Here is a 23749-nt window from a genome sequence, read left to right on the forward strand (position 1 = left end):
TAATTAGAAAAAGTGTGGTTATCCCCCAATACAAAAAATTACTCAGTAATCACAGACGACACAGCTTCAGTAATCAACCTTCTAAGTAACTTATTTTTATCATCTAAATGCTTCGCTTTCCGATAGACAAGCTGTATATCGAAATCCGGTACATCTATCGGTGGCTTGACAGCCAACAGTGCTTCTTCACCCTCAATGTCATTACGAGCCACCAGCTTAGGCACTATACAGAGCAGTTCTCTGCCACGAATTAAGCGCTTTACCGTTAAAAAGTTACTCGAAGCAATAACCACTTTTCGACTTAAGCCAAGTTCAGCTAGGCGACTGTCGACTCCCGTTTTTATCACTCCTGCAGGAGAAACCAAAGCATGCCCAACAGATGCAAATTGTACTAAAGACATGGGCTCTTCGATCGACAACACTGAATTGTCGAGCAAGCAGACGTGCTGTTCTGTGTACAAGTGCTTGGTTCTGTATAGCTTAGACACTTCACCGAAGCTACCGATCGCCATATCAAGCTTAGAATCTTCAAATACTCGCTGATAGTTAGCTCGATTTACGTTGAACAACGCAATTTGAGAATCAGGAGAGGACTGTTTAATGAGATCAAACAACACTGGAGCAAACATCTGCTCGGCATAATCGGTAAGACCAATCTTCCAACTGCCTTGGTAAGTTGTTGCATCAAATGATTTAGAGAGTAGTACTTCAGATTGAATGGTATTGAGCAAGGCATCGACAGTACTGGATAATTCAATCGCTCTATCCGTTGCTTCCATTTTGCTACCTACTCGCTCAAACAGAGGGTCATCAAACAACTTTCGAAGTCGTTGAAGGCTATGACTCATTGCAGACTGACTGACATAACAGCGCTCAGCCGCTTTACTTACACTGTTCGTTTTGTATAACGCTTGCAAAGCTATCAATAAGTTAAGATCGATACCTTTCCAGTTAAAATCAGCCATCCAACAGAACCTATTTCATTAATAGTTATAATTAAAACAATTAATTTGAATCATAGTGCAAGTCACCATAAATTACGCTAAACATTTATCTGGAATCGATCATGCTTTCAATTTTTAAAACCTTTTTCTGGCTTGGCTGGATTAGCTTTGGTGGACCAGCTGCGCACATTGGCTACTTCCGTAAAACCTTTGTTGAGAAACTTAACTGGCTATCTGATGAAGAATACGGGCAAATTGTCGCGCTTAGTCAATTTCTACCCGGCCCAGGTTCAAGCCAAGTTGGCTTTGCGGTTGGCTACAAAAGAGGTGGCTTAACGGGTGCGATTGCTGCGTTTATCGGCTTTACTTCCCCATCTGTCATCTTAATGTTGATATTAGCTTTGGTGAGCAATCAGCTATTGGAAGCACCTCTGTTTAATTCAATTATTCACGGTTTGAAGCTACTCGCAGTGGTGGTGGTTGCTGATGCCACATTTGGCATGTACAAAAACTTTTGCCAATCGAAAGTCGCGACCGCTTTATGTGTCATGACTGCCGTGGTTCTCCTGTTGCTTCCTGGGATCTGGCCACAAATCTTGGTACTTCTATTTGCCGCAATCATTGGCAGCAAGTTTTTGACCTCACAAGACATCAAAACGGTTCCATCAACACACAAGATCTCCATAACACCGCTCGTTATTTTTGTTGCGCTGTTGGTTGGCCTTCCTCTGTTCAGTGCATACTCTCAAGGTATTGAGGTATTTGGTCTGTTTTATCAAGCTGGCAGCTTAGTATTCGGTGGCGGTCATGTGGTACTTCCATTGTTGCAGAATGGTATTGGTGACCAACTATCCCAAGATGCGTTCCTAACGGGCTATGCTGCAGCACAGGCTGTACCTGGTCCTATGTTTACCTTAGCGACATACCTAGGCTATGTATTAATGCCATCGGCACCAATTACTGGCGCTTTGTTAGCGACAATCGCCGTGTTCTTACCGGGCTTCTTATTACTACTGGGGGTATTGAAAAACTGGCAGGCAATCGCAAGTAAACCATTGGTTGCTGGTGCACTTACCGGTGTGAATGCAGCGGTAGTCGGGTTACTACTTGCGGCTCTGTATCAGCCAATCTTCACAAGTGCGGTGAGTGGCGGTTTAGACTTCGCTCTGATCATCATAGGTGTGTGGCTATTGAAAACGGTCAAGATGCCAATCGTAGGGCTTGTCGGCATGTTTATGCTATTCGGCGCTCTTACTGGCTTTGTTAACTAAAGATCTAACCGAAGCAAGAAGTTAGTGAATACTTAACTTCTTGCTTACGACTGAACGATAGGAGCCATCGAACCTTTAACTAGCAGGCTTGATTCCATGGAAGTTAAAAAACAAATTGCAATCAATGAGCGGGATTGGGCTTAATGGCCAAAAAGAGTGTTTATTATCAGGGAGATAGTACTTTAAAAAGGCGATCAAATTATTGCAGGGATTAACATGTTCTCTCGCCATAATGTAATCGTAGTTCCACCCCTTTTTCACTCCAAGTTTTCTTGTCGTCATATAGCGACCAACTTTCCATGCAATACCTGGGTCTGTGGGAATCAAAATGGACAAAGTGCCGCCCGGCTTTAATACCCTAAGCCATTCTTTAATCACAAGGTGAGGCTCATAAAGGTGTTCCAATATATGTGTCGCAATAACACGATCAAAGCAGTTACTTTCAAAGTCTAACGCTCGTGCATTCGTTACATTAAAAACGAGCTTGTCATAAGTACTGGTGTTACTGAGTTGCCTTTTTGCCACTTCAAGTGCGGCAGAATCGCCATCACTGACCGTATACTCGTCAAAACTATGCTGAACATGTCTCAAGTGTTCACCCGTTCCTGAACCCACTTCTAGCACCTTCGAGAAATGCTCTCTGTTACTGAAAGGCTTCTCACACGCTATATGACCCGCCCTCATCACATAGCCTGTTGTACTGCTTTCGTAGACTCGCTCGTCATATTCATCACTGAAACGGGACAAATAATCGAGCCACTCCTTGTCTTCATCCTTGTTTATTCTCATTCCTGAATCCTATTGAGATGGCTTGTGATCGTGACTTCTTAATATTGAAAGGATCCTCATCTCTCGTCTGCCGCGCGACACGTTGTCGAGTATCAAGCCGCAAAAGAAAGACATCACCGCGATAAGTGCAATTGAACTAGACAGAATAGCTGTTGGGACTCTTTCAACGAGCCCGGTATCAATAAAATCGATAATAACGGGAACCCCTAATCCCAATGAGATAAAGCAAAGCAACACCGACATAGCACCGAAAAAAAACATCGGCTTTACGTCTCGTAGCAGGAACAAAATAAAGTTGAGGATTTTGATCCCATCACTCAAAGTATTCAGCTTACTCGCCGTGCCTTCAGGCCTTGAGTGATAATGAGTGGGTACTTCTTTGATCGACATATTATGGTGCAATGCATGCACGGTTAGTTCCGTCTCAATTTGAAAGCCATCACTGAAAATAGGAACCGTTTTTACAAACCGGCGACTCATCACTCGATAGCCAGAGAAAACATCATTCAATTGAGCATTGAACCCTTTATTTATCAGAGTCGAAAACATCTTATTACCTAAAATATGTCCTGCAGGATAAGCCTCGGAAGAGCGCTCTCGACTGCCAATGATCATATCGAGCTGTTCAGTAACCAGTTGTTCAATCAGTGTAGGGCTAATGGAGGCGTCGTAGGTATCATCACCATCAGCCATAATATAAATGTCAGCATCAATATCTGAGAACATCCGTCGCACGACTTCACCTTTGCCCTGACGATACTCATGGCGAACAACAGCACCAGCTTGCAGCGCCTCTTCGACCGTGCCATCAGTGGAGTTATTGTCGTACACATAAATCGTCGCACTTGGTAGTGCACGTTGAAAGTCAGCCACCGTTTTTCCAACCGCTCCGGCTTCGTTATAGCACGGGAGTAACACCGCTATGGTTTGATTCTTCATGAACTCTCCCTGACTCGAAACACTCGGTACCCATTTTCAATATTGTCGTACACAACATCTAACCAAGTTGGCGTATCTGAGCTGTACAGCTTATTGATAAATGCCTCCTCGCTCGCCGAGTCCTTTAAAATCAACAAATGCGGGTCATTGCCAATAACAATGATATCGATGCTTTTCTCTATGATTTTCCTTTCGGCTAAGCTCAGATCTTCCTCTAGCATCACTTCAATAAGAAATTGGTTCCCAACAATATTTCGATGGTAAGGAGCAGCAATAATTCGATTATCCGTTTTTGCCAACACTGGAGCCCCCGTTTCAATCCCTGAAAGTATGGTGTGCGAATTTATATCGTTATCTTTTAACACCTTATGAATCTTCAGCGATTGCTCCTTTTGATCAAGAGTAGTTGTAATTTCTTCGGTTGGCGACAACGCGAGAATGACAAAGGCGACCGCTAGTGGTGCTCCAGAAGTAATAACCGTCGCTTTTATGATGGAGGAACGAATGTAATCTGCTAACTGAAGAATCACGTATGCTTGGAGGGGAGCCGCTAGCACAAAACACAACCTCATGACTCTAATCTGCCAAAAGATCGCAAGGGCTAAATTGAACATAAAGATGAGATACAAAATTGTGCAGTGGTGATTTTTACGCTTAAAAAGTGGATACAAAGTGGCAGGAATCACCAGCAAAGCGTAATTCTCTATCGAGAAAAAACCATGACTTGCGACATATCTAACGACCGACTTCGCTTCTGTCACTTGGTCTAACCAATAGACTTTAAGTATCGGAGGGTAATCAATTAACAACGCACTGCTGAGTGATGGATAAAGCACTGCCACTGGGATTAAAAATAGAACAGCTAGAAATACGAACAGAAAAACCTTTTGCAGTAGACTGTTATCTTCATTCATAAACCGATGATAAACATTAACGAAAAGCCAACCACAGAAGAAAAGGATGATGAGAACAAATGATATTTCGTCGTACTTAAAAACAAAAAACTCATCGTAAGGCCGATTTAATAAAACCGCACAAATCCCAAACAGAGCGGAACTCGCATACAACTTAGAGATATAGCCAAACCACTCATGGCGAACAAGACCGCAATACACGGTGTAAATCGCGAAAAAAAACATGAATAGCAAAACATTATCAAGCCCCGTCCATAAAGATAGAGACAGCAAGATAGATTGCGCATAAACACGCCACGCATGGCGCAACTGCTCATGATTCAATGGCGTTAAAGCTAGAAATAGGACCGCGAAGACCAGCTGAATATTATGATGATCAATAGAACCGGGTAAAAAATGGATAATTGAAGGCGAAGAAATCGCAAACATCATACTAATAAAGCGATACTTGGCACCGAAGAGGTGGTCAGCTAGGTAAAAGCATGACAGAGAAAAAAGTAGCAAGTAAAGCAGAGGGACAAGCGAAATTGATATTGTATAAGCAAGATTATCATCGACGATAAACAACAATGGAAAAGCTACGAGCGATAAGATTAAATCAGGAAAGCGAGACCAATGAATAACAATGCCGTCAGCGGCATTAAAATTATTCATTGGCTCTAGGTACCAATGTCCAGTTGCCATCCAATCCTGAAATTGAACGAAACGCATATAGTCGTCATTGTCATTCAGGTTAAGAGCTGAAACACTCTCCCACTTGTAAATAAAGATCAGTGTGGCACAAACTAGCCAGATCACAGAGATAACAATGATATCTTTATTAAAACTCTCACTTTTAGGCGACATGAATATCCTTTTCACTGAGCCAAAATTTAAACGACTATTGCTCCATCTCTCTCACTTCCGCTAATGCTCTGTTTAAGTTTTCGTTCGCAACTCTGTAATACGATGGTTTCTTGTCTATTGCTTGCTGAAGGTAAGGAACGGCTTCATCCGGCTTACCTTGTAATATTAGGAAATACCCTACATTATTCAACGCTTCAGGCGTATCCATATGTCGCATAAACATATTAGTGGCTTTCTTAACATCACCGGAAGCCAGATAAATGAGGGCTAGATTGTTTTGGGCCTTCTCACTATTTGGCTCTAACTCTAGAGCTGAACGCGTGTACTGATACGCTTCCTTGTAATTGCCGTACATGTAATGGGAGTAGCCCATATTCAACAGAGCTTTGAATGAGTTTTTGTCTATCTGCAGCGACTTTTTGAAGTACTCTTGAGCTATCTGATGCTTTCCGTCGACATCTTCCAACACACCAATCCCCATATATGCTGATGCAGGAGACATACTGTCGACCTTCAAGCTAGCGACTTCACTTTGGCTTAACGCTTGGTGGTTTTTAATCGTTTCACTGCTTTTCAAACGAACTTGGTCGGCATTAATCGCTTTAAAGAAATAACTTCGACCTTCATCCGTTCGTCGCTGCTTCGTATACAAAACGCCTAATTCCTCCAGTACCTCGGTATGTGCTGGATTGAAATCTAAGGCCGCCAGATACGCTTTCTCGGCAAGCGCCGCGTTGCCACGAGATGAATGGATTTTACCTATAGTAAACAGCGTTTTGTCGTGAAACTCTTGCTCAGGAAAAGACAGTGAGCGAATGTATTCATACAAGGCTAGATCGATGTTGTTGTCCCTTAATGCTACGTCACCACGCATGATCGCTTCCTTCTCACTCAAAGGAGGGTCATCATTCGTTAACGTATCTATCGGTTTACCGGAATACAGTTCTGCATCAAATTGATTCGTTGGTTCATCAGATGATGCACAACCGAGTAGTAGTATTGGTAGGAAAAGTAGAAGGAACTTATTGTATAACATCATAAACTTGCTCCCGGCGCACTCAATGCGTCCATTACGATAAGTAGTCCTGGGCCAAGTGCAACAATGAAAAAACAAGGCCAAATAAAAATCAGCATAGGAAATAACATTTTAGTCGGTATTTTCGCAGCCACCTCTTCTGCCGCTTGCTGGCGTTTATCTCGAAAATCTTCCGTATAATCACGCAGTGTTTGCGCTAAACTTCCCCCCATTCTGGAGGCATGAGAAAGCAAAGATACCAAGCCTTCTAGTTCAACAAGGCCAGTTCGTTCGATGAATTGTCTAAGCGCATCGGGCATGGTTACCCCAGCTTGTATCTTGGCAAAAACCGTATCCAATTCATCTGCAAGCTCAGGTTGAGAGACGTATAGCTCAGACGCGACACGCCCAAGGGCCGCATTAAAGCCCAATCCGGACTCGGTACATACAACGAGAAGATCGAGTGCATCAGGCACTCCGTTTCTGATTTTTTTCTGACGTTCTTTTTGCAGCTTGCTCAGTACAATATTAGGTGTAAAAGTCCCTAGAAAAACACACGTCATAATCAATAAATTGTTGTAACTACCACCTAATGAGATGTAATAAACCATGAAAGCAGCGATAACACCGACTAAGCTCGACAGCACTTTTAACGCATAGAAAACGGACAAAGCATTCTTCTCATGAAACCCTGCGTGCATGAGCTTTTCTGAGTAGGTTTCATTGTCTTTTTTATTCCCTTTACTAAGAAAAGGGCTTAATGACTCTAGCGTATTAGAGAAGTCATACGGTTTTTTACCTCTCACCTGTCCGTCTTCAGAAATCTGTCTAAGCTTCTTGTCTAAGGGGGAACGAGCACCCAAAAATAGGAACCCTAGCGTTAATGTTAATAAAACAGTAGTAAGCAGAATCATCGCATAGATAACCATCTGAGAGCTCACTCCAAAGTCAGCTAACATCTGCTCCCACACTTCAATATTTAATAGGTCCATGGCTTATATCTCTATGCTAATGATCTTTTTGATCCATAAGGCTCCGACAGCCAACAGCACTATACCCACACTAACCATTGATAGACCTCGGGGATCTTGGTAAAGCGGTTCTATGTATTCTGGGCTGGCAACTCTTAAAGCAAAAAACAACCCAAATGGAGATAGTGTTAATATCCATGCCGATAATCGACTTTCAGCCGAGAGCGTCTTCACTTTTCTTTCTAACTTAAAGCGAGCTCTGAGTACTTCAGATACTTTTTGGAGGTTCTCAGACAAGTTACCCCCAGTCTCTTTTTGCAACATCACGGCACTAGAGAAAGCCAACATAGAAACCGTTGGTACACGTTCAGCCATCTGTAAAATAGCCAGGCGCAAGTCATAACCGTAGTTAAGCAGGTTATACGTGTTCTTAAACTCAGTGCCTATCGGATCTGGTAGCTCTTCACCCACTTCATTAAAAGACTGCACAAGAGGCTGCCCAGCTTGTAATGCTCGGCGAATGATGTCTAAAGCTTCTGGGAGTTGCTCTTCAAATCGAGCCATTCGATAAGTCACTCGATTCTGCACATATAGGTAAGCGATAACCCAAACAAGGATGAAGGCTGCGACACAGATAAACCACACTTGATTTGTCATGATGGCTATCAATGTCAGCGCAAGCCCGCAAAGAGTCACAGTCGACAGAAAGCGACTTAACGCGACTCTAATACCTGCCAACTCCAACATTTTTTTCAAGCTAGCAAAATAAGGAACCACAATGAGCTTACGATCGATGGGGGATAAGTCTTTGTTATAATGCTCTTTTAACAAAGACAAACTCTCTTCATCAATATTACGCTGCGTCTCTTTTAAGCGACGAGATAACTCTTTATGCTTTGCTTTTTTCCCCGCAGCAGGTAGCAATAGTGCTTGGGAGATAAAAAGTACCGCGATAAACAATAGTGCTAATGAAACACTTACGTTATCCATAATCTCTCCTTAACTGTGAGTTTCAGTAAAGAGTTCGAAAGGCAGGTCAAGACCACGTTTAACTAGTTGGTCGTGATACTGAGGCACCACACCCGTTGCGGTGTAGTAACCGAGGATATTGCCCTCTTCATCAATACCTTTACGTTGGAATCGGAAAATTTCCGACATCGTAATTACCTCACCTTCCATGCCGTTGATTTCCTGAATACTCACCATACGGCGTTTACCATCTTCTTGACGCTCCATTTGAACGACTAAGTGGATAGCTGAAGCAATTTGAGCTCTTAAGTTTTTGGTTGAGATATTCCAACCAGCCATAGAAAACATGTTTTCTACACGGCTTAAGGCGTCACGAGGGGTGTTGGCATGGATTGTCGCGAGAGAGCCGTCATGGCCAGTATTCATCGCAGCTAACATATCAACCGCTTCGCTACCACGAACCTCACCAACCACGATTCTATCGGGTCGCATACGTAGGGTGTTTTTCACGAGTTCCCGCTGACTTATCTCCCCTTTACCTTCTAGGTTTGCAGGGCGAGTCTCTAAACGAATAACATGAGGTTGTTGAAGTTGAAGCTCCGCAGAGTCCTCTATTGTAATGATTCGCTGGTCACGTGGAATAAAGCCGGAGAAGATATTTAACGTGGTCGTTTTTCCCGAACCAGTACCACCTGAAATCAATATGTTGAGTTCACCTTTAACCGCAGCTTCAACAAATTTAGCCATTTGCGGCGAAACTGAGTTGTAGTCAATCAGGTTATCCATCGTTAAACGATCAACCGCAAAACGACGAATAGAAACAGAAGGGCCATCAAGCGCAAGAGGAGGGATAATTGCGTTCACACGAGATCCATCAACTAAACGGGCATCTACCATAGGTGATGCTTCATCGATTCGGCGACCAACCTGGCTTACGATACGGTCAATGATATTTCTTAAATGGCGATCATCAAGAAAAGTATACGGCGTCTTTTCAAGCTTACCTCTTCGCTCGACATAAACGCTCTTAGGACCATTCACCAAGATATCTGAAACGGTTTGGTCAGCGAGTAAAGGCTCCAACGGCCCAAGACCAAACACCTCATCTTCTATCTGCTTTATAACCCGCTTTCGCCCTTCAGCACTCAGCGCATGACTACCATCGTCAGCCATCAACTGTAAAATGGCTTCATGCAAGTCAACCTTAGCCCGCTCTTTTTCCAAACTTGAAAGTAATCCTAAATCTAGGGTCTCAAGCAGTTGCTTATGAAAAAAGTGTTTGATTGATAACTCTTGCTCTAACACTTTTCGAGCTTCATCAATCGCTTTTTCCTTTTCTACATTCGCTTCAGAACTGCGAGATTGACTAGACGTATCAACACTGGATAAACGCTCAACAGGGTTGGTATCTTCTGAGTCATGCGAAATCTGTTCTACTCTTTTTTCAAACTCTGGATTTACATTTTTTCGTTTAAAGAACATCACAATCCCTCGTGTTCACTATTCATCTACCCGTTATGAAAACCACTTTTTCAACCAGCCTTTTTCTTCTTGCTCTGGTGGTGAAAGAACGTGAGACAAATCGATGATAGAACGAGTAATTGAGCTTTTCTTTCTCGACTGAACTAACGGCTGCCCCAAGTTGGCACTCTCTAGTGCCACTTTAAAGTCATTAGGCATCAAGTGGATATCGTGGTTACCCACCGCCTGCTCAATGTCCTTTAACTTAATAGAATGTCGTTTTTCGTAACGGTTAAGGATCACCTCTATTGAGTCGCTTTGTAAGCCGTACTCAAACTTCAGAGACTTAATTAATCTACTTGTGTTTTTTACTGACACTAAACTCTGCTGTAAAACCAGAAGCACTTTCGTTGCTGGTGATATAGCAGATGCAAATACATGATCTAACCCTCTAGATAGGTCGATCACCACATAAGGGTAAAAACGGCGCAATATAGGCAGCAGCCTGCCTATTTTTTGTGCCTGCTCGAAATCATCAGCATTGTTTTCATGCTTAAAGCTTAGAACATGAAGACCAGATTCATGTTTATTGACCAAAGTACCTAAGGAGATTTCATCCAGGTCATTCGCGCTATTTATTGCATCAGAAACGCTGTAGGTGGGAATAATATTTAAGTAATCAGGAATTACTCCAAATTGGAGATCAATATCGAGCAAAAGCACTTCATTAGGATGCTGACTGGCCATCTCAATAGCGGTATTCAAAGCCAGAGTTGTCGCCCCCATCCCCCCTTTCGTATTCAAAAACAAAATAAACTCACCATAGTTCGAGTTCTCAAGTTTTTCGGCCGCTGTTTTTTTCAACAGAGGGAGTAAATCAGAGAGCATGACATTGTGCGACAAGAAGTCTGATGCTCCCAAGCGAAGTGCTATCTTTAACGCCCCATTATCACTTTCATCTCCCAGCACAACCAAAGATAGGTTCTCGTCCTCAAGCGACAGATCATACCCTTGCAGTTCAACCATTTTTTGAGCCCAATTTCCATTGGCCTCGACAAAAATGAGTTCTGGAACATCAGCACTTTTTAGGTATTCCTCGCTCATTGCCGAGAGTGAAAAAGCCGTCACATGTACGTTTCGGCATTTCTTCAATTCGTGGCTCATATGCGAATGAAAAGCCTCAGTATTGTATATTAACCAGACCTTTAAATTAGTTCTCAAACGCGTAATGTCACCCTCATTAGGCGTCATTTGAATTGCTTCCCCCATACATCAAACTCCTGTACTAGATAACTTCGGGACATCGATTCTTAATGTCAGAATCTGCCCTAACAACCCCTAAACTTTCAGCCGGTAAAATTGTTTCGAATGCAGGGGCAGCAAGAAACCCATTGTTACCTAAGAAACTTAGGTTACTAATCAACTGAATGCCGTAGCCAGTCGCTCTGGCACGTACAAACTTAATATCATCGAAGTTATCTTCGAAATCTGATGCTATCTCCCCTCCACTCGCATCAAGGTAAGCCACCTCTAAATTAGCACCAGAAAACCCAACCAGCGGGATCTCATCCACCACCATTGCACCAATATTATCTCTATCTAAGACATAGCATACTGTCGCCAGTCTAGCCGCCTTCCTTGTCGCTTCACTGACCATTTGTAGTGAAAATATATAAGCACCAAATGCCAAGATTAAAAAAATCAAAAGAAAAATCAGCCATGACACTAATGTAAATTCAACGATGGCAAGTCCTTTAATACGCCCTTTTAGCCTTTTCATCACAGCACCCTCATAACCGAAGTCACACTTAATGGAATGGCAAAGCTCTCCGACGAAAAGGGAATAGACAAGAAATGTGGAACATAATCATAGGTAACACTTACTCGCACATAGCTATCACCAGATGGCTGAGTGACAGTGACATCTGCTGTCGTCAATGAAGAGAGTACCGCCGTGCCCACACTATTTTGACCATAGACCACTACATTCTGAATTTCTGACGTAGGGGCTATTGTGCCGCCAACAGTCCCATACACTTCACTAACCGCATAACGCGCTCCATTTTGCACTGACTTTGAAATGACATTGTAATGAATCAATATATTTCCGAATTCAAGCACCAATACCATAAAGAACAATAATACGGGTGTGGCCAGTACCACCTCGATAGCTGCAAAACCGCTTTGTCGTTTTCTCAACCGTTTCATAATCAAGACTCCCCACTATCAGGGTCCTTATACAAAACAATCCTATAAGTCCCTTCTGTTGTAGAGGTCGTACTACCCGCCCCACCTGTCACACTGCAGGAGTGAATAAATTCACCAAATACGGCAGGAGTACCTGAATTATTTGTCGGTGCTTTTTGCAACAAAAAGAAGCAACCAATTTTGTTCACTGTAAAGTCAGTGGTACCACCGCTTTTACCTGAACAATCCACCATAGGTATGGCTAAAATACGACGCCATGCGACACCATTAGACGCACAACCACTACCACCACTAGCAATACATGCATTGGTATCAGCTTCATATTGTGCGTAACTGTAAGTGCCATCAAAATCGATCTCACCTGTACTCGCATCAATTGTTATTTCGTCTGTAGGTTCCGTTGTTACATAATCTGAAGGGTAATCGGAGGCTGATAAACCGCCGCCATAATCACCAAAACGAGTATTTAGACCATCACCAGTCGGACCTACCGTGCCACCCGGCTTCGTTGTAATGTCTTCGCCAATTTTAACCGGATAATCATAACTGCCGCCTAAACCTTCTTTCACCGTTTTACCACCAGATCCAAAATCAAGAAGGTGGTAATTACCATTCCCCATTTCAGATAAGCTCTTGTCGCCGACCTTTAACGCATGAACGGTGCCAACTTCATAACCAAAAACACTGGTTATTTCCTCACCAGTCACATCATGGTACCCATCTTCTGGTGAGACATCATTATCCGACGTGCCATCACCAATACACACACCAATTGGCACAACATTATTAACAACGACCTGACCAGAACTAGGGCCAGCAACCGCACTCGCCGAAACGGTTTTTTCTAGTCCAAACATTTGAATGAAAAACTCATCCATATCCAAGGAATCGACACGAACACGCACATAGACATCATCATCTGCACCGAACGTTGCTGTTCCTGTAAAATCCTTAGGATCATTTGAATAATCAATGTTTACAGAAGCCGTACTAAAATCAAATTCATGATTACCTGTGGCGGCTGCCATAGCATTTAATGCGGTGCCAACCTCTGCATCTACGGCATCTTTATCCTTACTATTGTCTAAAATAGTTGCGGCAGCTAGCGCAGCAGAATCGACTGCATTTTGTAACCGCGTTTTATTCACAACCATATGGTTGATATCGACAGCTAACGCTGAGACAGCTAAAAAAACCAACAAAGCGGCTGTAATCATGACTACGACTAAGCCTTGTTGCTTTTTGGGGCTTTGTGATACTCGATACAACATGTGAGTACCTCCAGATTTAGTTAAACTCTTCTAGGATCTGGCTACTACTGCTTCCGGACAGATCATTTTCACCTCTGCCAACATATCGGTCGTAACCAGCCTGCATCCGCTCCCCTGTACCGTCCGGTACTTCGAGTAGATTCTCTTGGGTCGCATTAGGGTTATATGTTTGTTCTGTTTTCACTAGTGCTACTGAATGCCCCAAACGGGCATCATTAGCACAGCCAACTAGCACCATCACGAGAAAGACCATCATTATTCTAATCATATCTATCTCCTTATAAATCATGACCAAATGAGCCTTCACTACCGCCGTCGGTTGGCGATACGGCCTGTGCTGATTGAGATTGCTCTGAAGTGGATTCAGACGGTTCAGCAATGTAAGCGCTTCGGCCTAACAAATAATATTCCAAGTCATTAGGGTCGACGAAAGCATCTGTTGGTAATGTCACTTTCGTGCGGTCGATTGGCTTGGCAAGCCTTGGAGTCACAAGAATAACCAGTTCGGTTTCGCCAGATACATACTCTTGGCTGTTGAAAAGCTGCCCTAAAATCGGCACATCACCAAAGCCTGGCATCTTGTTGCTGATATCTCTCACATTCTCACTCAGTAAACCTGCAATACCGATAGTCTGGCCATCTGCTAACTCAAGTGTTGAAGATGCACTACGACGCGTAATAGGTGGAATGAAGTAAGTCGCGTTGGTAGTACCAGGATCAATCGTTAGCGAGCTACTATTCGCAATTTCACTCACATCAACAGCCAAGTTCAGGTTGATTTTTTTATCACTAAGAACCGTTGGGATGAATTTCAGCCCTACACCATATTCTTTGTATTCAATGGTGATGCCGTCTTCATCAGGCACAGGGATTGGGAACTCACCGCCCGCTAAAAATTCAGCTTTTGAACCACTTAACGCGGTTAGATTCGGCTCAGCCAAAACTTTGGCTACACCATTCTGCTTTGCAACATCCAGAGCAAAGGTAAACAATGTATTGCTATCGATAAAAGAACCTAAAATCCCATAATCTGTTGAGGTGGGAATATCAAAAATCGGCGTTGCACCCAATACACCAGCAGGCACAGAAGACGCTCCCCATGAAAAATCAGAACCACTGGTTTGGAAGAAATGGAAGTTAGCATCGAATTTTCGAACTAAGCTTCTTTGCACTTCAGCGACAGTGACCTCTAGCATGACTTGCTGAGCACCACCAATCGACATTAAGTTGATGACCCCAGTCGCCGCAGCTTGCTCACTACCACTCTCTTTTGACTCATCTGCGGTTTGCCCGGAGGAGTAAGTTTCTGCAATTCTCATCGCGACATTCATCTGCTGTTGGTTGCTCACCTGACCGCTCAGCAGCAAACGGTTTTGCGCACTATGTACCTCAATCGTTTCATCAGGAAGGAACTCATATAACTTAGCCTTTAAACTATTAAGATCATGAGTAACCTCAATATTGATAGACTCAATCAACTGCCCTCGAGCGTCCCAAGCCATTAGGTTGGTAGCACCTAATTTATTACCTATCAAAAATAACTCGTTAGATTTAAGCATCACAATATCAAGGACATCAGGGTCACCAAGTGACACCTTGCTAGCCTTACCCGATAAAACGACATGCGTTGATTTGTGATGAGGAACCGTGACGGTTTTCCCAGTTTGAAGAGCGGCAAAGCTCAATGTAGAAAAACAAACTAGGCTCAAAACACACGTTAATATTATTTTCATATCTCACCTCAATCCTTGACGCGAACACTAGATGCTTGAGTACCTTTGATGATGGTTACACTTGGTCTAGGTACATATCGACGAGCCACTTTTTTCTCGACTTCGTGTGGGTTTCTCAAAGTTAGTTGAATACTCCCCTTACTCTTTGCCGTCAGTAATTTTTCAGCATCTTGAGGGGAAACCTCTAACGTCACAGCTCTCACGATAATCGGACTGTTTTCTTTCGTTTTAGCTGTTTGGTCTACAGCCAAGACCTTAATGTCTTTCAATACTGTTCGAGTCGACGCTGAATTTTGGCTATAAGAAACGGTGTTAAGAATATCGACCTTATTCCCAGGTAATAGGAACCCAGCGACACCTATGACGTCATCAACTCGGATCGTTACCGCTCTCTTATTCTCAGGGATCAATGCCGCTAATGTTGAACCTTCACCAGGAACAGTAAAACGCATTTTGTGGAGAACCTCTCCGGCATAAATGGTATTTGCAACCACCTTGCCAACGAGTTCTGAAACATCGGAGTAGTTATTCTCGTTAATCCAATCGACTTCCATTAACTTCGTGGTTAGGAACTGCTCTTCAATTATCGTTCCAGCTTCAATCTCTTGTGAGGCCACAACTACTGGATGACGCTCCACAGTTTCAACTTCGACTGTTGGCTGTACTTGATTTTCCATCCATTGTTTAGCGAAAAAAACAGCAGCTAAACCAAATACTACGGACAGTAAAAATAGTAGGAAAACTTGACTCTTATTCATGTGTTATTCCTCATGTCCATCAGAGGTAAAATAAACTTCCCAAGCCATGGAAAGAATATCGAATGTGATAACAGGCGGGAGTTGCTCGAACGAAAGAATATCTTTACTTATACCTACCAGATCTTTCGGCAAGCAGGGGAAAAATGGCACTTTGTATAAAGTGTGCATTTGGGATAAACGCTCAAAGAAACCGTCTTGAAGTTCAACCTCTTTCTCTGCGGCAACATTCATCCACAACGCTTCGTAATCACGCTGCATAAGAGGCTTAAATTCAATTTTGTAACCTAAACGACGCAAAAATGCGGGATCACTGATTTTCTTTGGATTTAAGTTGGTAGAGAAGGCGAGAGTTAAAACAAACGGCATCGTAATTTGCTGACCGTTGGGCAGCGATAGATAATCAAAAGCGTACTCCATCGGCACTATCCATCGATTCAGCAATGTGTCTACAGGCATAGGTTGACGGCCAAGATCGTCTATCACGAAAATTCCATTGTTTGCCATCATCTGTACCGGGGCTAACCAGACTCGACTGTTTTCTGAGTGATTCACCTCAAGCATATCCATGGTGAGCTCACCACCGACCTGGATATTCGGTCTCTCACAGTTAAGCCAGCGCTTATCGTATTGATCTTTTAGCGAGATAGCTTTGGTACTGCCGTTTCTATCTAAAGGTTTATGGTGTTGTGCAGAGAAAACCTTGATAATATTGCCAAGCGCATAGACGGCATAAGGAATAAACACCGAAGTGTGCAAAGCGTTGACAATACGGCTAGCAACAAAGGTTTTACCAGTACCAGCATGCCCATATAACAAAAGGGCTCGCCCTGAGTTTATTGCCGGCCCTAGGACGGAAATCATTTTATCGATGCCATAGACATCACTTAACGCCGCCTCGACATGTGGACGAGTCACGAGCTCAGCCCTAAGGTCTTGCTGCTTGACCACCTCACTATATTGCTCAAGAGAAACTGGGGCTGGACCTAAATAAGCATCACGCTTGAAAGCTAAATCGGCTTCTTCTAGCCCTTTCTCTGAGAGAGAGTAACGAACGTGACTATGTGATGCAGATGAGAGAGAAAGATCTGAGGTAGGTTGAAAAACCTCAATTAGAGATTTTTTCCTCAATACCGCCAAAGCACTTTCCACAATATGAGTCACAACACATATATGATTGGAAAGTTCTAAAACGTCCGATTTAGGGTATGCAGACAAATGCTTAAGTACGAGATTTTCAATCACGACTTCAGGAATTCCCAACGTATCAAGTGATGTTGGGACAACAGGAGCTGATATTTGCGGTTTTAATGTTGTTGAAGCCGTATGCCCTATAATATCCATTATATTATTCCTCTCCACAAAGCTTACCAACAACAGCTTTAATTAAAATAGCTATACATCGCTAATCCTATGACAACAGAGGGGGCAAAAGGCATTGTCACTTTATTTAAGTATCGATTATGAAAATTAGTACGCTCATCTTTGACTGGTGAAACACCACTCAATAAAATAAGTTTATTTTGGAAATAACCTTTAATGCTGACACTACTTGAGTTAGCGTAGTTATAAAGTAAATAAAAGGATCCGATCATCCCAGAAGCAAGTAAGATAAAGTACGATGCATCAAGTATTTGTCCCCACCCAAGATACATTCCAACAACGCCCAATAACTTCACATCACCTGCAGACATTGCTCTCATAAAATACAAAAGCAAACCAAACCCAAAAAGTACTGCAAACCCTGCTAATGAAGACAAGAAAAAGCCCAACGTATAATTGCTATCAAACATTGACAAAAAATAAACAAACAAAAGAAGTATCAATATTTTATTAGGTATACGATGCTTTTCAACATCGTATACCGAAACTGCAATTAGCAGTGCCCAAAAAGCAGAAGGCTCATTAATCATATGTTCTATTTATACACTCGATATAATGCTCTGAAACTTACTAAGTAAGGCTGTTGCCATCCCAGAGAAAACTAACCCAACAGCAAGGACAAGCGAGGCCGCACCAATCACGTATTCGACCGTAGTTAACCCCGATTGCCGTCTCAGTTTATTATTGTTCATAGCTTCAACCACTAACCTACATTGGCAACAATAGCGTTTAATTTATTTGCCAGAGTATTACCTAGGCCAGAAAATACAGTTGTTAAGCCTAAAACCAATAATGCTGCACCGATTACATACTCGATTACAGTCAACCCTTCTTCATCTTTCATGAATTCTTTGCAATTATTCAAAAACTTACCCATGACAACCTCTCCTTGATTTTCATAACAGGCTTCGGTTACCTGTAAAGTAAATCTAGAGGTGAGTCACACATTCGGTTAGGATTTTTTTGCCATTTACTTGCACTTTTTTGTTGTACTTCTAATCTCTGTAATAATTTCCTTATTTCTGAATTTTCACATCTGGCCATTTATATATGATACAGGTTTAGTAGAAATGAAATTAATAACACCACTGCTATCAGATATAGATAGCGAGTTTAATTCAATTATTATAAATAAAGTTAGTCGTTACTTCCCTGTGGAAAATTTTCAACAAGATATATCAGTTATCAGTAACTTAGATGTAAGAATTGTATTTTTCATTTTAAATAGAGAAAGTGAAATTCAATTACTTACCATGGCATTATCTATTTGTGAAAACCTAAACAAGCGGATAGTTTTAATTTCACCATTTGAGATACCTAATATCATTCGAAATCATAAGAATATATTTTTCATTATAGAAACGAGTAACAATCATCTGACCAGTGCCTTCGAAGAACTAAAGAGTAAAACACAGCATATCTTTGACCCTCACTTCGATCTTGACCGAAAAACGAATAACAACAACCAGCTGTCAGCAAAGCTGTTCACGTCTGAAGTCGTAAACTTTGTAATGGATAATATTAACAAGGAGATAAGAGAAACGGAGATTGCAGAGAAATGTCACTGTTCCACCACCTACTTTTCTAAGAAGTTTCATCTACACTTTGGGGTAAGCTTTCGTGACTTCGTGTGTGATAAACGAATCTTATTAGCCAAGAAGCTAATCGAGGCCGATACCGAATCAAAAATAGCGGTTATCTCTTATCAATGTGGATACAAGGATGTGTCATATTTCTCAAGAATCTTCAAGAAAAGAACTGGCGTAACGCCTGCAAGTTACAGACGAGCCTGCATGGATAACAGAAAACGCTAATTTTACTCCCTAAAAGAAAAAATCATGGTACATTTAACATGATTTTAACAAAAATAACTTAGCGAAAAACATGGAGTTAGACAATGATTCAGCCTAACGAGTTTAGCCAAGAACAAGCAACAGCTCTCCCTACACCTAATGATATGATTCTTAAATGGGCAGAAGAACGTCCAAATGAGGTCTATTTAAAACAAATTATTAACCGCCAGTTTGTCGAGTTCACGTACAAAGAAGTGGCTGATAAAGCACTAAAACTGGCGTCTGCACTAGAGGCACTCGGTGCCGAGCCCGGCGATCGAGTCGCGCTTATTTCTAAAAACTGTGCGGAATGGTTTATCTGTGATCTTGCCATGATGTTAGGAGATTTTGTCAGCGTCCCAATTTTTCCTACCGCAGGTGCAGATACCATCCAATACTGTATCGAGCACAGTGAAAGTAAAATTGTGATTGCAGGTAAACTGGATGACCCTAAGGCAACACAACAAGTACTAGATGACAACACAAGTTTGATTAGTATCTCGCTACCCTACGATACCGCGCCAAAGTGCCAACATACATTTGAACAGCTCATCGAAGCACATGAACCAACCACCAAACGTCCTCAGCATTACGATGATAAGCTTATGTCTCTTGTTTACACATCGGGGACTTCTGGCCTACCAAAAGGCGCAATGCTCACATACGGTGCCTTTACGTGGTCAGTTCAGAGACTGATCGATCATATCGGTATCCAAAAAGATGACCGTCTGTTCTCTTACCTACCACTGGCTCATATTACAGAGCGAGTCTACATCTTTGGTTCTTCAGTCATGGGCGGGGTGGTAACGGCGTTCCCAGAATCTTTAGACACCTTCATTGATGATGTGAAGATGCAGCGTCCTACTCTGTTTATTTCTGTCCCTCGTTTATGGACCCTGTTCCAACAGCGCATCCAAGATAAGCTGCCGCAGAAAAAACTGAACATTCTGCTGAAGATCCCGTTCATTAATAACATCATTAAGAAGAAGCTTGCTGATGGCTTAGGCCTAGATCAAGCTCGCGTTCTAGGCTGTGGCTCCGCACCAGTATCACCAGCGCTACTTGCATGGTATGAAAGCGTTGGTTTACACATTACCGAAGCGTGGGGGATGACTGAGTCTTTTGCTTACAGCACATTAAATTATCCGTTCAGAGCAGATAAGATTGGTACCGTTGGTAATGCTGGTCCTGGCATTGAACTTAAGATTGCCGAAGATGAAGAGATTTTAGTTCGTGGTAAAGGCCTATTCTCTGGTTACTACAAAAATGACATTGCAACGCAAGAGTCATTTAATTCTGAAGGCTGGCTGCACACCGGTGATATTGGTGATATTGATAGCGAAGGCTACCTCACCATTCGAGGGCGTAAAAAAGACACCTTTAAAACTGCGAAAGGTAAGTTTGTCGCGCCAGTGCCAATCGAGAACAAACTCTTTGAGTACAGCCGCGTAGAGATGATGTGTCTGATTGGCCTTGGCTTACCTGGTCCAATTCTGCTTGTTGTCCCACATGACTTCCCTAACTTTGATCGCGCTCGCTACGAGAGAACCACTAAACGAGTGATCGAGAGAATGAATGAGAAGCTCGCGTCTCATGAGAAGATCAAGGGCGTACTGATGATTAAAGAACCATGGAGTATTGAAAATGGTGTGTTAACACCAACACTCAAGATCAAACGCCATGTACTAGAGCAGAAGTACCATGAAGCCGGTCATAACTGGCCGAAAGATAAATTGGTGGTTTGGGAAGAATAATTAAAATCGAAAGGGAGCCATTATGGCTCCTTTTTTGTAAGCTCACATTATAAGTACTTAGTATAATCCGCAGCATCACTACTCTCGTAATCTAAGCCGACATCCTTTCTCATTCGATGACTTAACGATTCCAAGCAAACAACTTGTCTAGATTTATTCGGCTTCCTCACCTTAGTATTATCATTGATTTTAAGTACCTGAGTAACAAATATACCGACCCAGCAGGTTATTGCTTTCATGTTCTCTCTCTTGTATTCCCTGTTTATTTATCGCTATTATGAAAACAACCTGTTCGATAATCGAACAACCATTATTAACAAGAACTATAAGCTGAGATTATGGACAATAGACTGCGTCACCTTTCAGGTCTCCGTTACTTTGAAGTTGCGGCTCGCTTGAGCAATTACAGCAAAGCTGCTGAAGAGCTGTTCGTCACTCAAGCAGCCGTCAGCCAGAAGATTCGACAGTTAGAAGAACAGATTGGATGTAAGCTCTTTATTCGTAAGGGGCGTGCAATGACTTTGACGCATGAAGGGCACACACTTTTTAGACATGTCTCTGATGGATTTCAAGAGGTTCTGCTGGGGTTAAACAAGATCCAATCAGAACCAATTCAAGGGCTGCTTGTTGTTAGAACTCCCCCTTCTTTTGCTTCTCGTTGGTTACTGCCTAGGCTGTGGAAGTTCTCGGTAAAGCACCCAGAAATCCCAATTAAGGTGCTAACAGGGTCTGATACCCCAAATTTAAAACATGGTGAGATTGATGTGGCTATTCTGCAGGGCGAAGATCTATGCGTTGAAGAAGGCTTGACTCTAGAGATGCTAATCAACGAACCGGTTTACCCTTTTTGTTCTCCTGAACTCGCAAACTCTTTGAACTTCACATCACCGGAACAACTCCTCAAATGTTGGCTGATTCAGTTTGATAGCGGTTGTTTCCCGTGGGAGGAATGGTTTAGGCAAGCAAACATATCGACTCAAAGCAGCGCCATTCAGTGGATGGAGGTCGGTACCTTTGATATGGGGTTAACCACGGTCATGGCGGGGCATGGGGTTTGCTTGGCAACAGACAGCTTAGCTGGTGACTTCATCGAACGCGGCTTGCTAGTGAAGCCTTTTGATATTGGCATGACACCTGGTGTTCAAGTAAACCTGTGCTTTGATCCTAACTCCCCGAGAGAAGAGCGTATTACTGCGTTCACCAATTGGTTGCATGAAGAAGTAAACGAGCTATTGGAGAATTAGATCTCACCTACTAATTACTTAAACAAGGAATAGGCTTAAATAAACCATAAACCTAACTCAACATAGAACGGTAACGTAAACCTCTCGACACCGACAAAACTATGTTGAGTTAAAGCAACATCGAGTTAAAAGCTACGTTGCCTTGAATCACTCCCAAAATGACTTCTTCAGTTCTTTCTCGACTTGTTCCGACGTAATACCGATATCTCTCAGTAAATAATCGGGTAGCTCAGACAGTTGCTTTCTGGTTCTACGATTTTGAAAGTACAGGCTTAATTTAGAATAGAATTTCTTAATTGATAATGATGACAAAAATGAATGGTTGGTATTTGCTGTTGCTGTGATCGTATTCATAGCCTTTCTCCTGTTGATCTTTTGCTTTGTTATGGTTAATAATCAACCAACAGAGCAACGTCGACAAACGATAGATACTGGCATTCAGTTAAGGAAAACTAATGTGAGAGAGCGTACCCCACCATTCCAAGGGATCTACTACTTCTATATCGCAGCCGACAAAGGTAGCTTTAAGCTCGCTGCAGAAACCCTGTTTGTTACAGCCGCAGCAGTCAGCCAACAAATTCGCCAACTTGAAGAGTGGTTAGGCGCAGATCTGTTTATTCGCCAACACCGAAAAATAGTCTTAACTCATGAAGGCGAAGTACTATACCTACAAGCGAAAAAAGGCTTTGCTCACCTTCAAGATGGCGTAAGAAGAATCAACCAAGACCCTAACCCTAATCAGTTATCAATTTCGACCGTTCCATCTTTTGCCCAGCATTGGTTAGTGCCAAGGATTGGGGATTTCAGAGAGCGACATCCAGACCTTTCTATGTTGATTGAGCCGACCAACAAGCTGATCACCTTTGAGGATTCAAGTATTGATATCTGTATACGCTACGGGCACGGTAACTACCCAAACTTAGAGTCGCGCTGGCTAATGGATGAGGTGTTATATCCTGTTTGTCATCCGCTCTATCAGGAGAAGTATGGAATATACAGTGTCGAGGACCTGCACAAAGCCGAGCTAATTGAAGACCGATGGCCCGATATGGATTGGTCAATATGGCTTAATGAAGTAGGCGTTGAAGGCGGTCACACCACGTTGCAGTTTGATGGCTCTCACTTTGTACTAGAAGGTGCACTCTCTGTTCAAGGAGTCGCCTTAGTCAAACACAGCTTAGTGTATCGATACCTGCAAGAAGGGAAGCTAGTTAGAATTGGTAATACAGCGCTAAGACCAAAATACAACTATTTCTTATGTGCGCCGCCTGGATACTTTCATCGCGACAAGATTCAACGCTTCTCCAAATGGATAGAAACGCAGGTCAGTGAGTTTGGTAACAAAGGAAGGGAAATGCTCAACATCGTCGATACCGACTTCTCATTGAAATGGTCGGGAAACTCCGATGGCTAAACTGATATACTGAGAGCAAATAAATGACGAGTAAAT

Annotated in this window: 24 protein-coding genes; 5 read left to right on the forward strand and 19 right to left on the reverse strand. The window is 42.5% G+C overall.

The genetic code is table 11. The features are described from left to right. Positions 1 to 38: 38 nt before the first annotated feature. A complete protein-coding gene (locus OH460_RS06515; RefSeq protein WP_116871718.1) occupies positions 39 to 965 on the reverse strand; it encodes a LysR family transcriptional regulator in 927 nt (308 codons plus the stop codon). Between the two features lie 101 nt (positions 966 to 1066). Between OH460_RS06515 and chrA the strand changes: the two genes are divergently transcribed. Continuing rightward, positions 1067 to 2215, forward strand: coding sequence for a chromate efflux transporter (chrA, locus tag OH460_RS06520; RefSeq protein ID WP_061032549.1), 1149 nt, complete (start codon positions 1067 to 1069; stop codon positions 2213 to 2215). A 75-nt stretch (positions 2216 to 2290) separates the two neighbouring features. Here the strand turns inward: chrA and OH460_RS06525 are convergent, their stop codons facing one another. The 17 genes from OH460_RS06525 to OH460_RS06605 form a co-directional block, all read right to left on the reverse strand. Beyond that, positions 2291 to 3004, reverse strand: coding sequence for a class I SAM-dependent methyltransferase (locus OH460_RS06525; protein ID WP_017065822.1), 714 nt, complete (start codon positions 3002 to 3004; stop codon positions 2291 to 2293). 9 nt (positions 3005 to 3013) lie between these two features. Beyond that, positions 3014 to 3943 carry a glycosyltransferase family 2 protein gene (locus OH460_RS06530; RefSeq protein WP_116871716.1) on the reverse strand — a complete coding sequence of 310 codons (930 nt, stop codon included), beginning with the start codon at positions 3941 to 3943 and terminating at the stop codon, positions 3014 to 3016. Continuing rightward, positions 3940 to 5703, reverse strand: coding sequence for a hypothetical protein (locus OH460_RS06535; RefSeq protein WP_269996034.1), 1764 nt, complete (start codon positions 5701 to 5703; stop codon positions 3940 to 3942). The genes OH460_RS06530 and OH460_RS06535 overlap by 4 nt, the downstream gene beginning before the upstream one ends. 34 nt (positions 5704 to 5737) lie before the next feature. Then, positions 5738 to 6742, reverse strand: coding sequence for a tetratricopeptide repeat protein (locus OH460_RS06540; RefSeq protein ID WP_061032546.1), 1005 nt, complete (start codon positions 6740 to 6742; stop codon positions 5738 to 5740). Beyond that, the gene (locus OH460_RS06545; protein ID WP_105057537.1) at positions 6739 to 7710 is read right to left on the reverse strand and encodes a type II secretion system F family protein; all 972 of its coding nucleotides are present in this window, start codon (positions 7708 to 7710) and stop codon (positions 6739 to 6741) included. The genes OH460_RS06540 and OH460_RS06545 overlap by 4 nt, the downstream gene beginning before the upstream one ends. Before the next feature lie 3 nt (positions 7711 to 7713). Then, entirely contained in the window at positions 7714 to 8679 is a 966-nt protein-coding gene (locus OH460_RS06550) for a type II secretion system F family protein (protein ID WP_061032544.1), read from the reverse strand. Between the two features lie 9 nt (positions 8680 to 8688). After that, positions 8689 to 10140, reverse strand: a complete 1452-nt coding sequence (locus OH460_RS06555) for a CpaF family protein (protein WP_061032543.1) — start codon at positions 10138 to 10140, stop codon at positions 8689 to 8691. 33 nt (positions 10141 to 10173) lie between these two features. After that, entirely contained in the window at positions 10174 to 11388 is a 1215-nt protein-coding gene (locus OH460_RS06560) for an AAA family ATPase (RefSeq protein ID WP_239939542.1), read from the reverse strand. 16 nt (positions 11389 to 11404) lie between these two features. Next, positions 11405 to 11899 (reverse strand): TadE/TadG family type IV pilus assembly protein, encoded by a 495-nt coding sequence (locus OH460_RS06565; RefSeq protein WP_061032541.1) that lies wholly within the window; start codon positions 11897 to 11899, stop codon positions 11405 to 11407. Beyond that, positions 11899 to 12327: a TadE/TadG family type IV pilus assembly protein gene (locus tag OH460_RS06570; protein WP_105057538.1), complete on the reverse strand. Its 429-nt coding sequence runs from the start codon at positions 12325 to 12327 to the stop codon at positions 11899 to 11901. Before OH460_RS06570 ends, OH460_RS06565 begins: the two co-directional genes overlap by 1 nt. A 2-nt stretch (positions 12328 to 12329) precedes the next feature. After that, positions 12330 to 13598 (reverse strand): Tad domain-containing protein, encoded by a 1269-nt coding sequence (locus tag OH460_RS06575; protein ID WP_061032539.1) that lies wholly within the window; start codon positions 13596 to 13598, stop codon positions 12330 to 12332. A gap of 16 nt (positions 13599 to 13614) precedes the next feature. After that, positions 13615 to 13887: a hypothetical protein gene (locus tag OH460_RS06580; protein ID WP_061032538.1), complete on the reverse strand. Its 273-nt coding sequence runs from the start codon at positions 13885 to 13887 to the stop codon at positions 13615 to 13617. Beyond that, positions 13877 to 15331: a type II and III secretion system protein family protein gene (locus OH460_RS06585; RefSeq protein ID WP_061032537.1), complete on the reverse strand. Its 1455-nt coding sequence runs from the start codon at positions 15329 to 15331 to the stop codon at positions 13877 to 13879. Before OH460_RS06585 ends, OH460_RS06580 begins: the two co-directional genes overlap by 11 nt. Before the next feature lie 8 nt (positions 15332 to 15339). Beyond that, entirely contained in the window at positions 15340 to 16089 is a 750-nt protein-coding gene (cpaB, locus tag OH460_RS06590; protein ID WP_061032536.1) for a Flp pilus assembly protein CpaB, read from the reverse strand. A 3-nt stretch (positions 16090 to 16092) separates the two neighbouring features. Then, positions 16093 to 17430: a hypothetical protein gene (locus tag OH460_RS06595; protein WP_061032535.1), complete on the reverse strand. Its 1338-nt coding sequence runs from the start codon at positions 17428 to 17430 to the stop codon at positions 16093 to 16095. Between the two features lie 38 nt (positions 17431 to 17468). Beyond that, positions 17469 to 17999, reverse strand: coding sequence for an A24 family peptidase (locus OH460_RS06600; protein WP_061032534.1), 531 nt, complete (start codon positions 17997 to 17999; stop codon positions 17469 to 17471). 173 nt (positions 18000 to 18172) lie between these two features. Then, a complete protein-coding gene (locus OH460_RS06605; protein WP_061032533.1) occupies positions 18173 to 18346 on the reverse strand; it encodes a Flp family type IVb pilin in 174 nt (57 codons plus the stop codon). Positions 18347 to 18539: 193 nt separating this feature from the next. Between OH460_RS06605 and OH460_RS06610 the strand changes: the two genes are divergently transcribed. The 3 genes from OH460_RS06610 to OH460_RS06620 all read left to right on the forward strand — a co-directional run bounded on the left by OH460_RS06610 (position 18540) and on the right by OH460_RS06620 (position 22299). Then, entirely contained in the window at positions 18540 to 19283 is a 744-nt protein-coding gene (locus OH460_RS06610) for a helix-turn-helix domain-containing protein (protein ID WP_105057542.1), read from the forward strand. An 83-nt stretch (positions 19284 to 19366) separates the two neighbouring features. Then, complete coding sequence (locus tag OH460_RS06615; protein ID WP_061032531.1) at positions 19367 to 21055, forward strand: AMP-binding protein; 1689 nt, start codon at positions 19367 to 19369, stop codon at positions 21053 to 21055. Between the two features lie 338 nt (positions 21056 to 21393). Then, positions 21394 to 22299: a LysR substrate-binding domain-containing protein gene (locus OH460_RS06620; protein ID WP_061032529.1), complete on the forward strand. Its 906-nt coding sequence runs from the start codon at positions 21394 to 21396 to the stop codon at positions 22297 to 22299. 147 nt (positions 22300 to 22446) lie between these two features. On the opposite strand, the gene OH460_RS06625 is transcribed toward OH460_RS06620, so the two are convergent. Beyond that, entirely contained in the window at positions 22447 to 22653 is a 207-nt protein-coding gene (locus OH460_RS06625) for a DUF1127 domain-containing protein (RefSeq protein WP_017063291.1), read from the reverse strand. Between the two features lie 103 nt (positions 22654 to 22756). Between OH460_RS06625 and OH460_RS06630 the strand changes: the two genes are divergently transcribed. Further along, positions 22757 to 23713, forward strand: a complete 957-nt coding sequence (locus OH460_RS06630; protein ID WP_061032528.1) for a LysR substrate-binding domain-containing protein — start codon at positions 22757 to 22759, stop codon at positions 23711 to 23713. Positions 23714 to 23749: the final 36 nt, after the last annotated feature.

Origin of the sequence: Vibrio sp. Makdt, from assembly GCF_027587015.1 — a bacterium.
Classification (GTDB): domain Bacteria; phylum Pseudomonadota; class Gammaproteobacteria; order Enterobacterales; family Vibrionaceae; genus Vibrio; species Vibrio chagasii_B.

Coding starts and splice junctions, on each gene's coding strand:
- OH460_RS06515 (WP_116871718.1), bottom strand. CDS start 965: ATGGCTGATTTTAACTGGAAAGGTATCGATCTTAACTTATTGATAGCT.
- chrA (WP_061032549.1), top strand. CDS start 1,067: ATGCTTTCAATTTTTAAAACCTTTTTCTGGCTTGGCTGGATTAGCTTT.
- OH460_RS06525 (WP_017065822.1), bottom strand. CDS start 3,004: ATGAGAATAAACAAGGATGAAGACAAGGAGTGGCTCGATTATTTGTCC.
- OH460_RS06530 (WP_116871716.1), bottom strand. CDS start 3,943: ATGAAGAATCAAACCATAGCGGTGTTACTCCCGTGCTATAACGAAGCC.
- OH460_RS06535 (WP_269996034.1), bottom strand. CDS start 5,703: ATGTCGCCTAAAAGTGAGAGTTTTAATAAAGATATCATTGTTATCTCT.
- OH460_RS06540 (WP_061032546.1), bottom strand. CDS start 6,742: ATGATGTTATACAATAAGTTCCTTCTACTTTTCCTACCAATACTACTA.
- OH460_RS06545 (WP_105057537.1), bottom strand. CDS start 7,710: ATGGACCTATTAAATATTGAAGTGTGGGAGCAGATGTTAGCTGACTTT.
- OH460_RS06550 (WP_061032544.1), bottom strand. CDS start 8,679: ATGGATAACGTAAGTGTTTCATTAGCACTATTGTTTATCGCGGTACTT.
- OH460_RS06555 (WP_061032543.1), bottom strand. CDS start 10,140: ATGTTCTTTAAACGAAAAAATGTAAATCCAGAGTTTGAAAAAAGAGTA.
- OH460_RS06560 (WP_239939542.1), bottom strand. CDS start 11,388: ATGGGGGAAGCAATTCAAATGACGCCTAATGAGGGTGACATTACGCGT.
- OH460_RS06565 (WP_061032541.1), bottom strand. CDS start 11,899: ATGAAAAGGCTAAAAGGGCGTATTAAAGGACTTGCCATCGTTGAATTT.
- OH460_RS06570 (WP_105057538.1), bottom strand. CDS start 12,327: ATGAAACGGTTGAGAAAACGACAAAGCGGTTTTGCAGCTATCGAGGTG.
- OH460_RS06575 (WP_061032539.1), bottom strand. CDS start 13,598: ATGTTGTATCGAGTATCACAAAGCCCCAAAAAGCAACAAGGCTTAGTC.
- OH460_RS06580 (WP_061032538.1), bottom strand. CDS start 13,887: ATGATTTATAAGGAGATAGATATGATTAGAATAATGATGGTCTTTCTC.
- OH460_RS06585 (WP_061032537.1), bottom strand. CDS start 15,331: ATGAAAATAATATTAACGTGTGTTTTGAGCCTAGTTTGTTTTTCTACA.
- cpaB (WP_061032536.1), bottom strand. CDS start 16,089: ATGAATAAGAGTCAAGTTTTCCTACTATTTTTACTGTCCGTAGTATTT.
- OH460_RS06595 (WP_061032535.1), bottom strand. CDS start 17,430: ATGGATATTATAGGGCATACGGCTTCAACAACATTAAAACCGCAAATA.
- OH460_RS06600 (WP_061032534.1), bottom strand. CDS start 17,999: ATGATTAATGAGCCTTCTGCTTTTTGGGCACTGCTAATTGCAGTTTCG.
- OH460_RS06605 (WP_061032533.1), bottom strand. CDS start 18,346: ATGGGTAAGTTTTTGAATAATTGCAAAGAATTCATGAAAGATGAAGAA.
- OH460_RS06610 (WP_105057542.1), top strand. CDS start 18,540: ATGAAATTAATAACACCACTGCTATCAGATATAGATAGCGAGTTTAAT.
- OH460_RS06615 (WP_061032531.1), top strand. CDS start 19,367: ATGATTCAGCCTAACGAGTTTAGCCAAGAACAAGCAACAGCTCTCCCT.
- OH460_RS06620 (WP_061032529.1), top strand. CDS start 21,394: ATGGACAATAGACTGCGTCACCTTTCAGGTCTCCGTTACTTTGAAGTT.
- OH460_RS06625 (WP_017063291.1), bottom strand. CDS start 22,653: ATGAATACGATCACAGCAACAGCAAATACCAACCATTCATTTTTGTCA.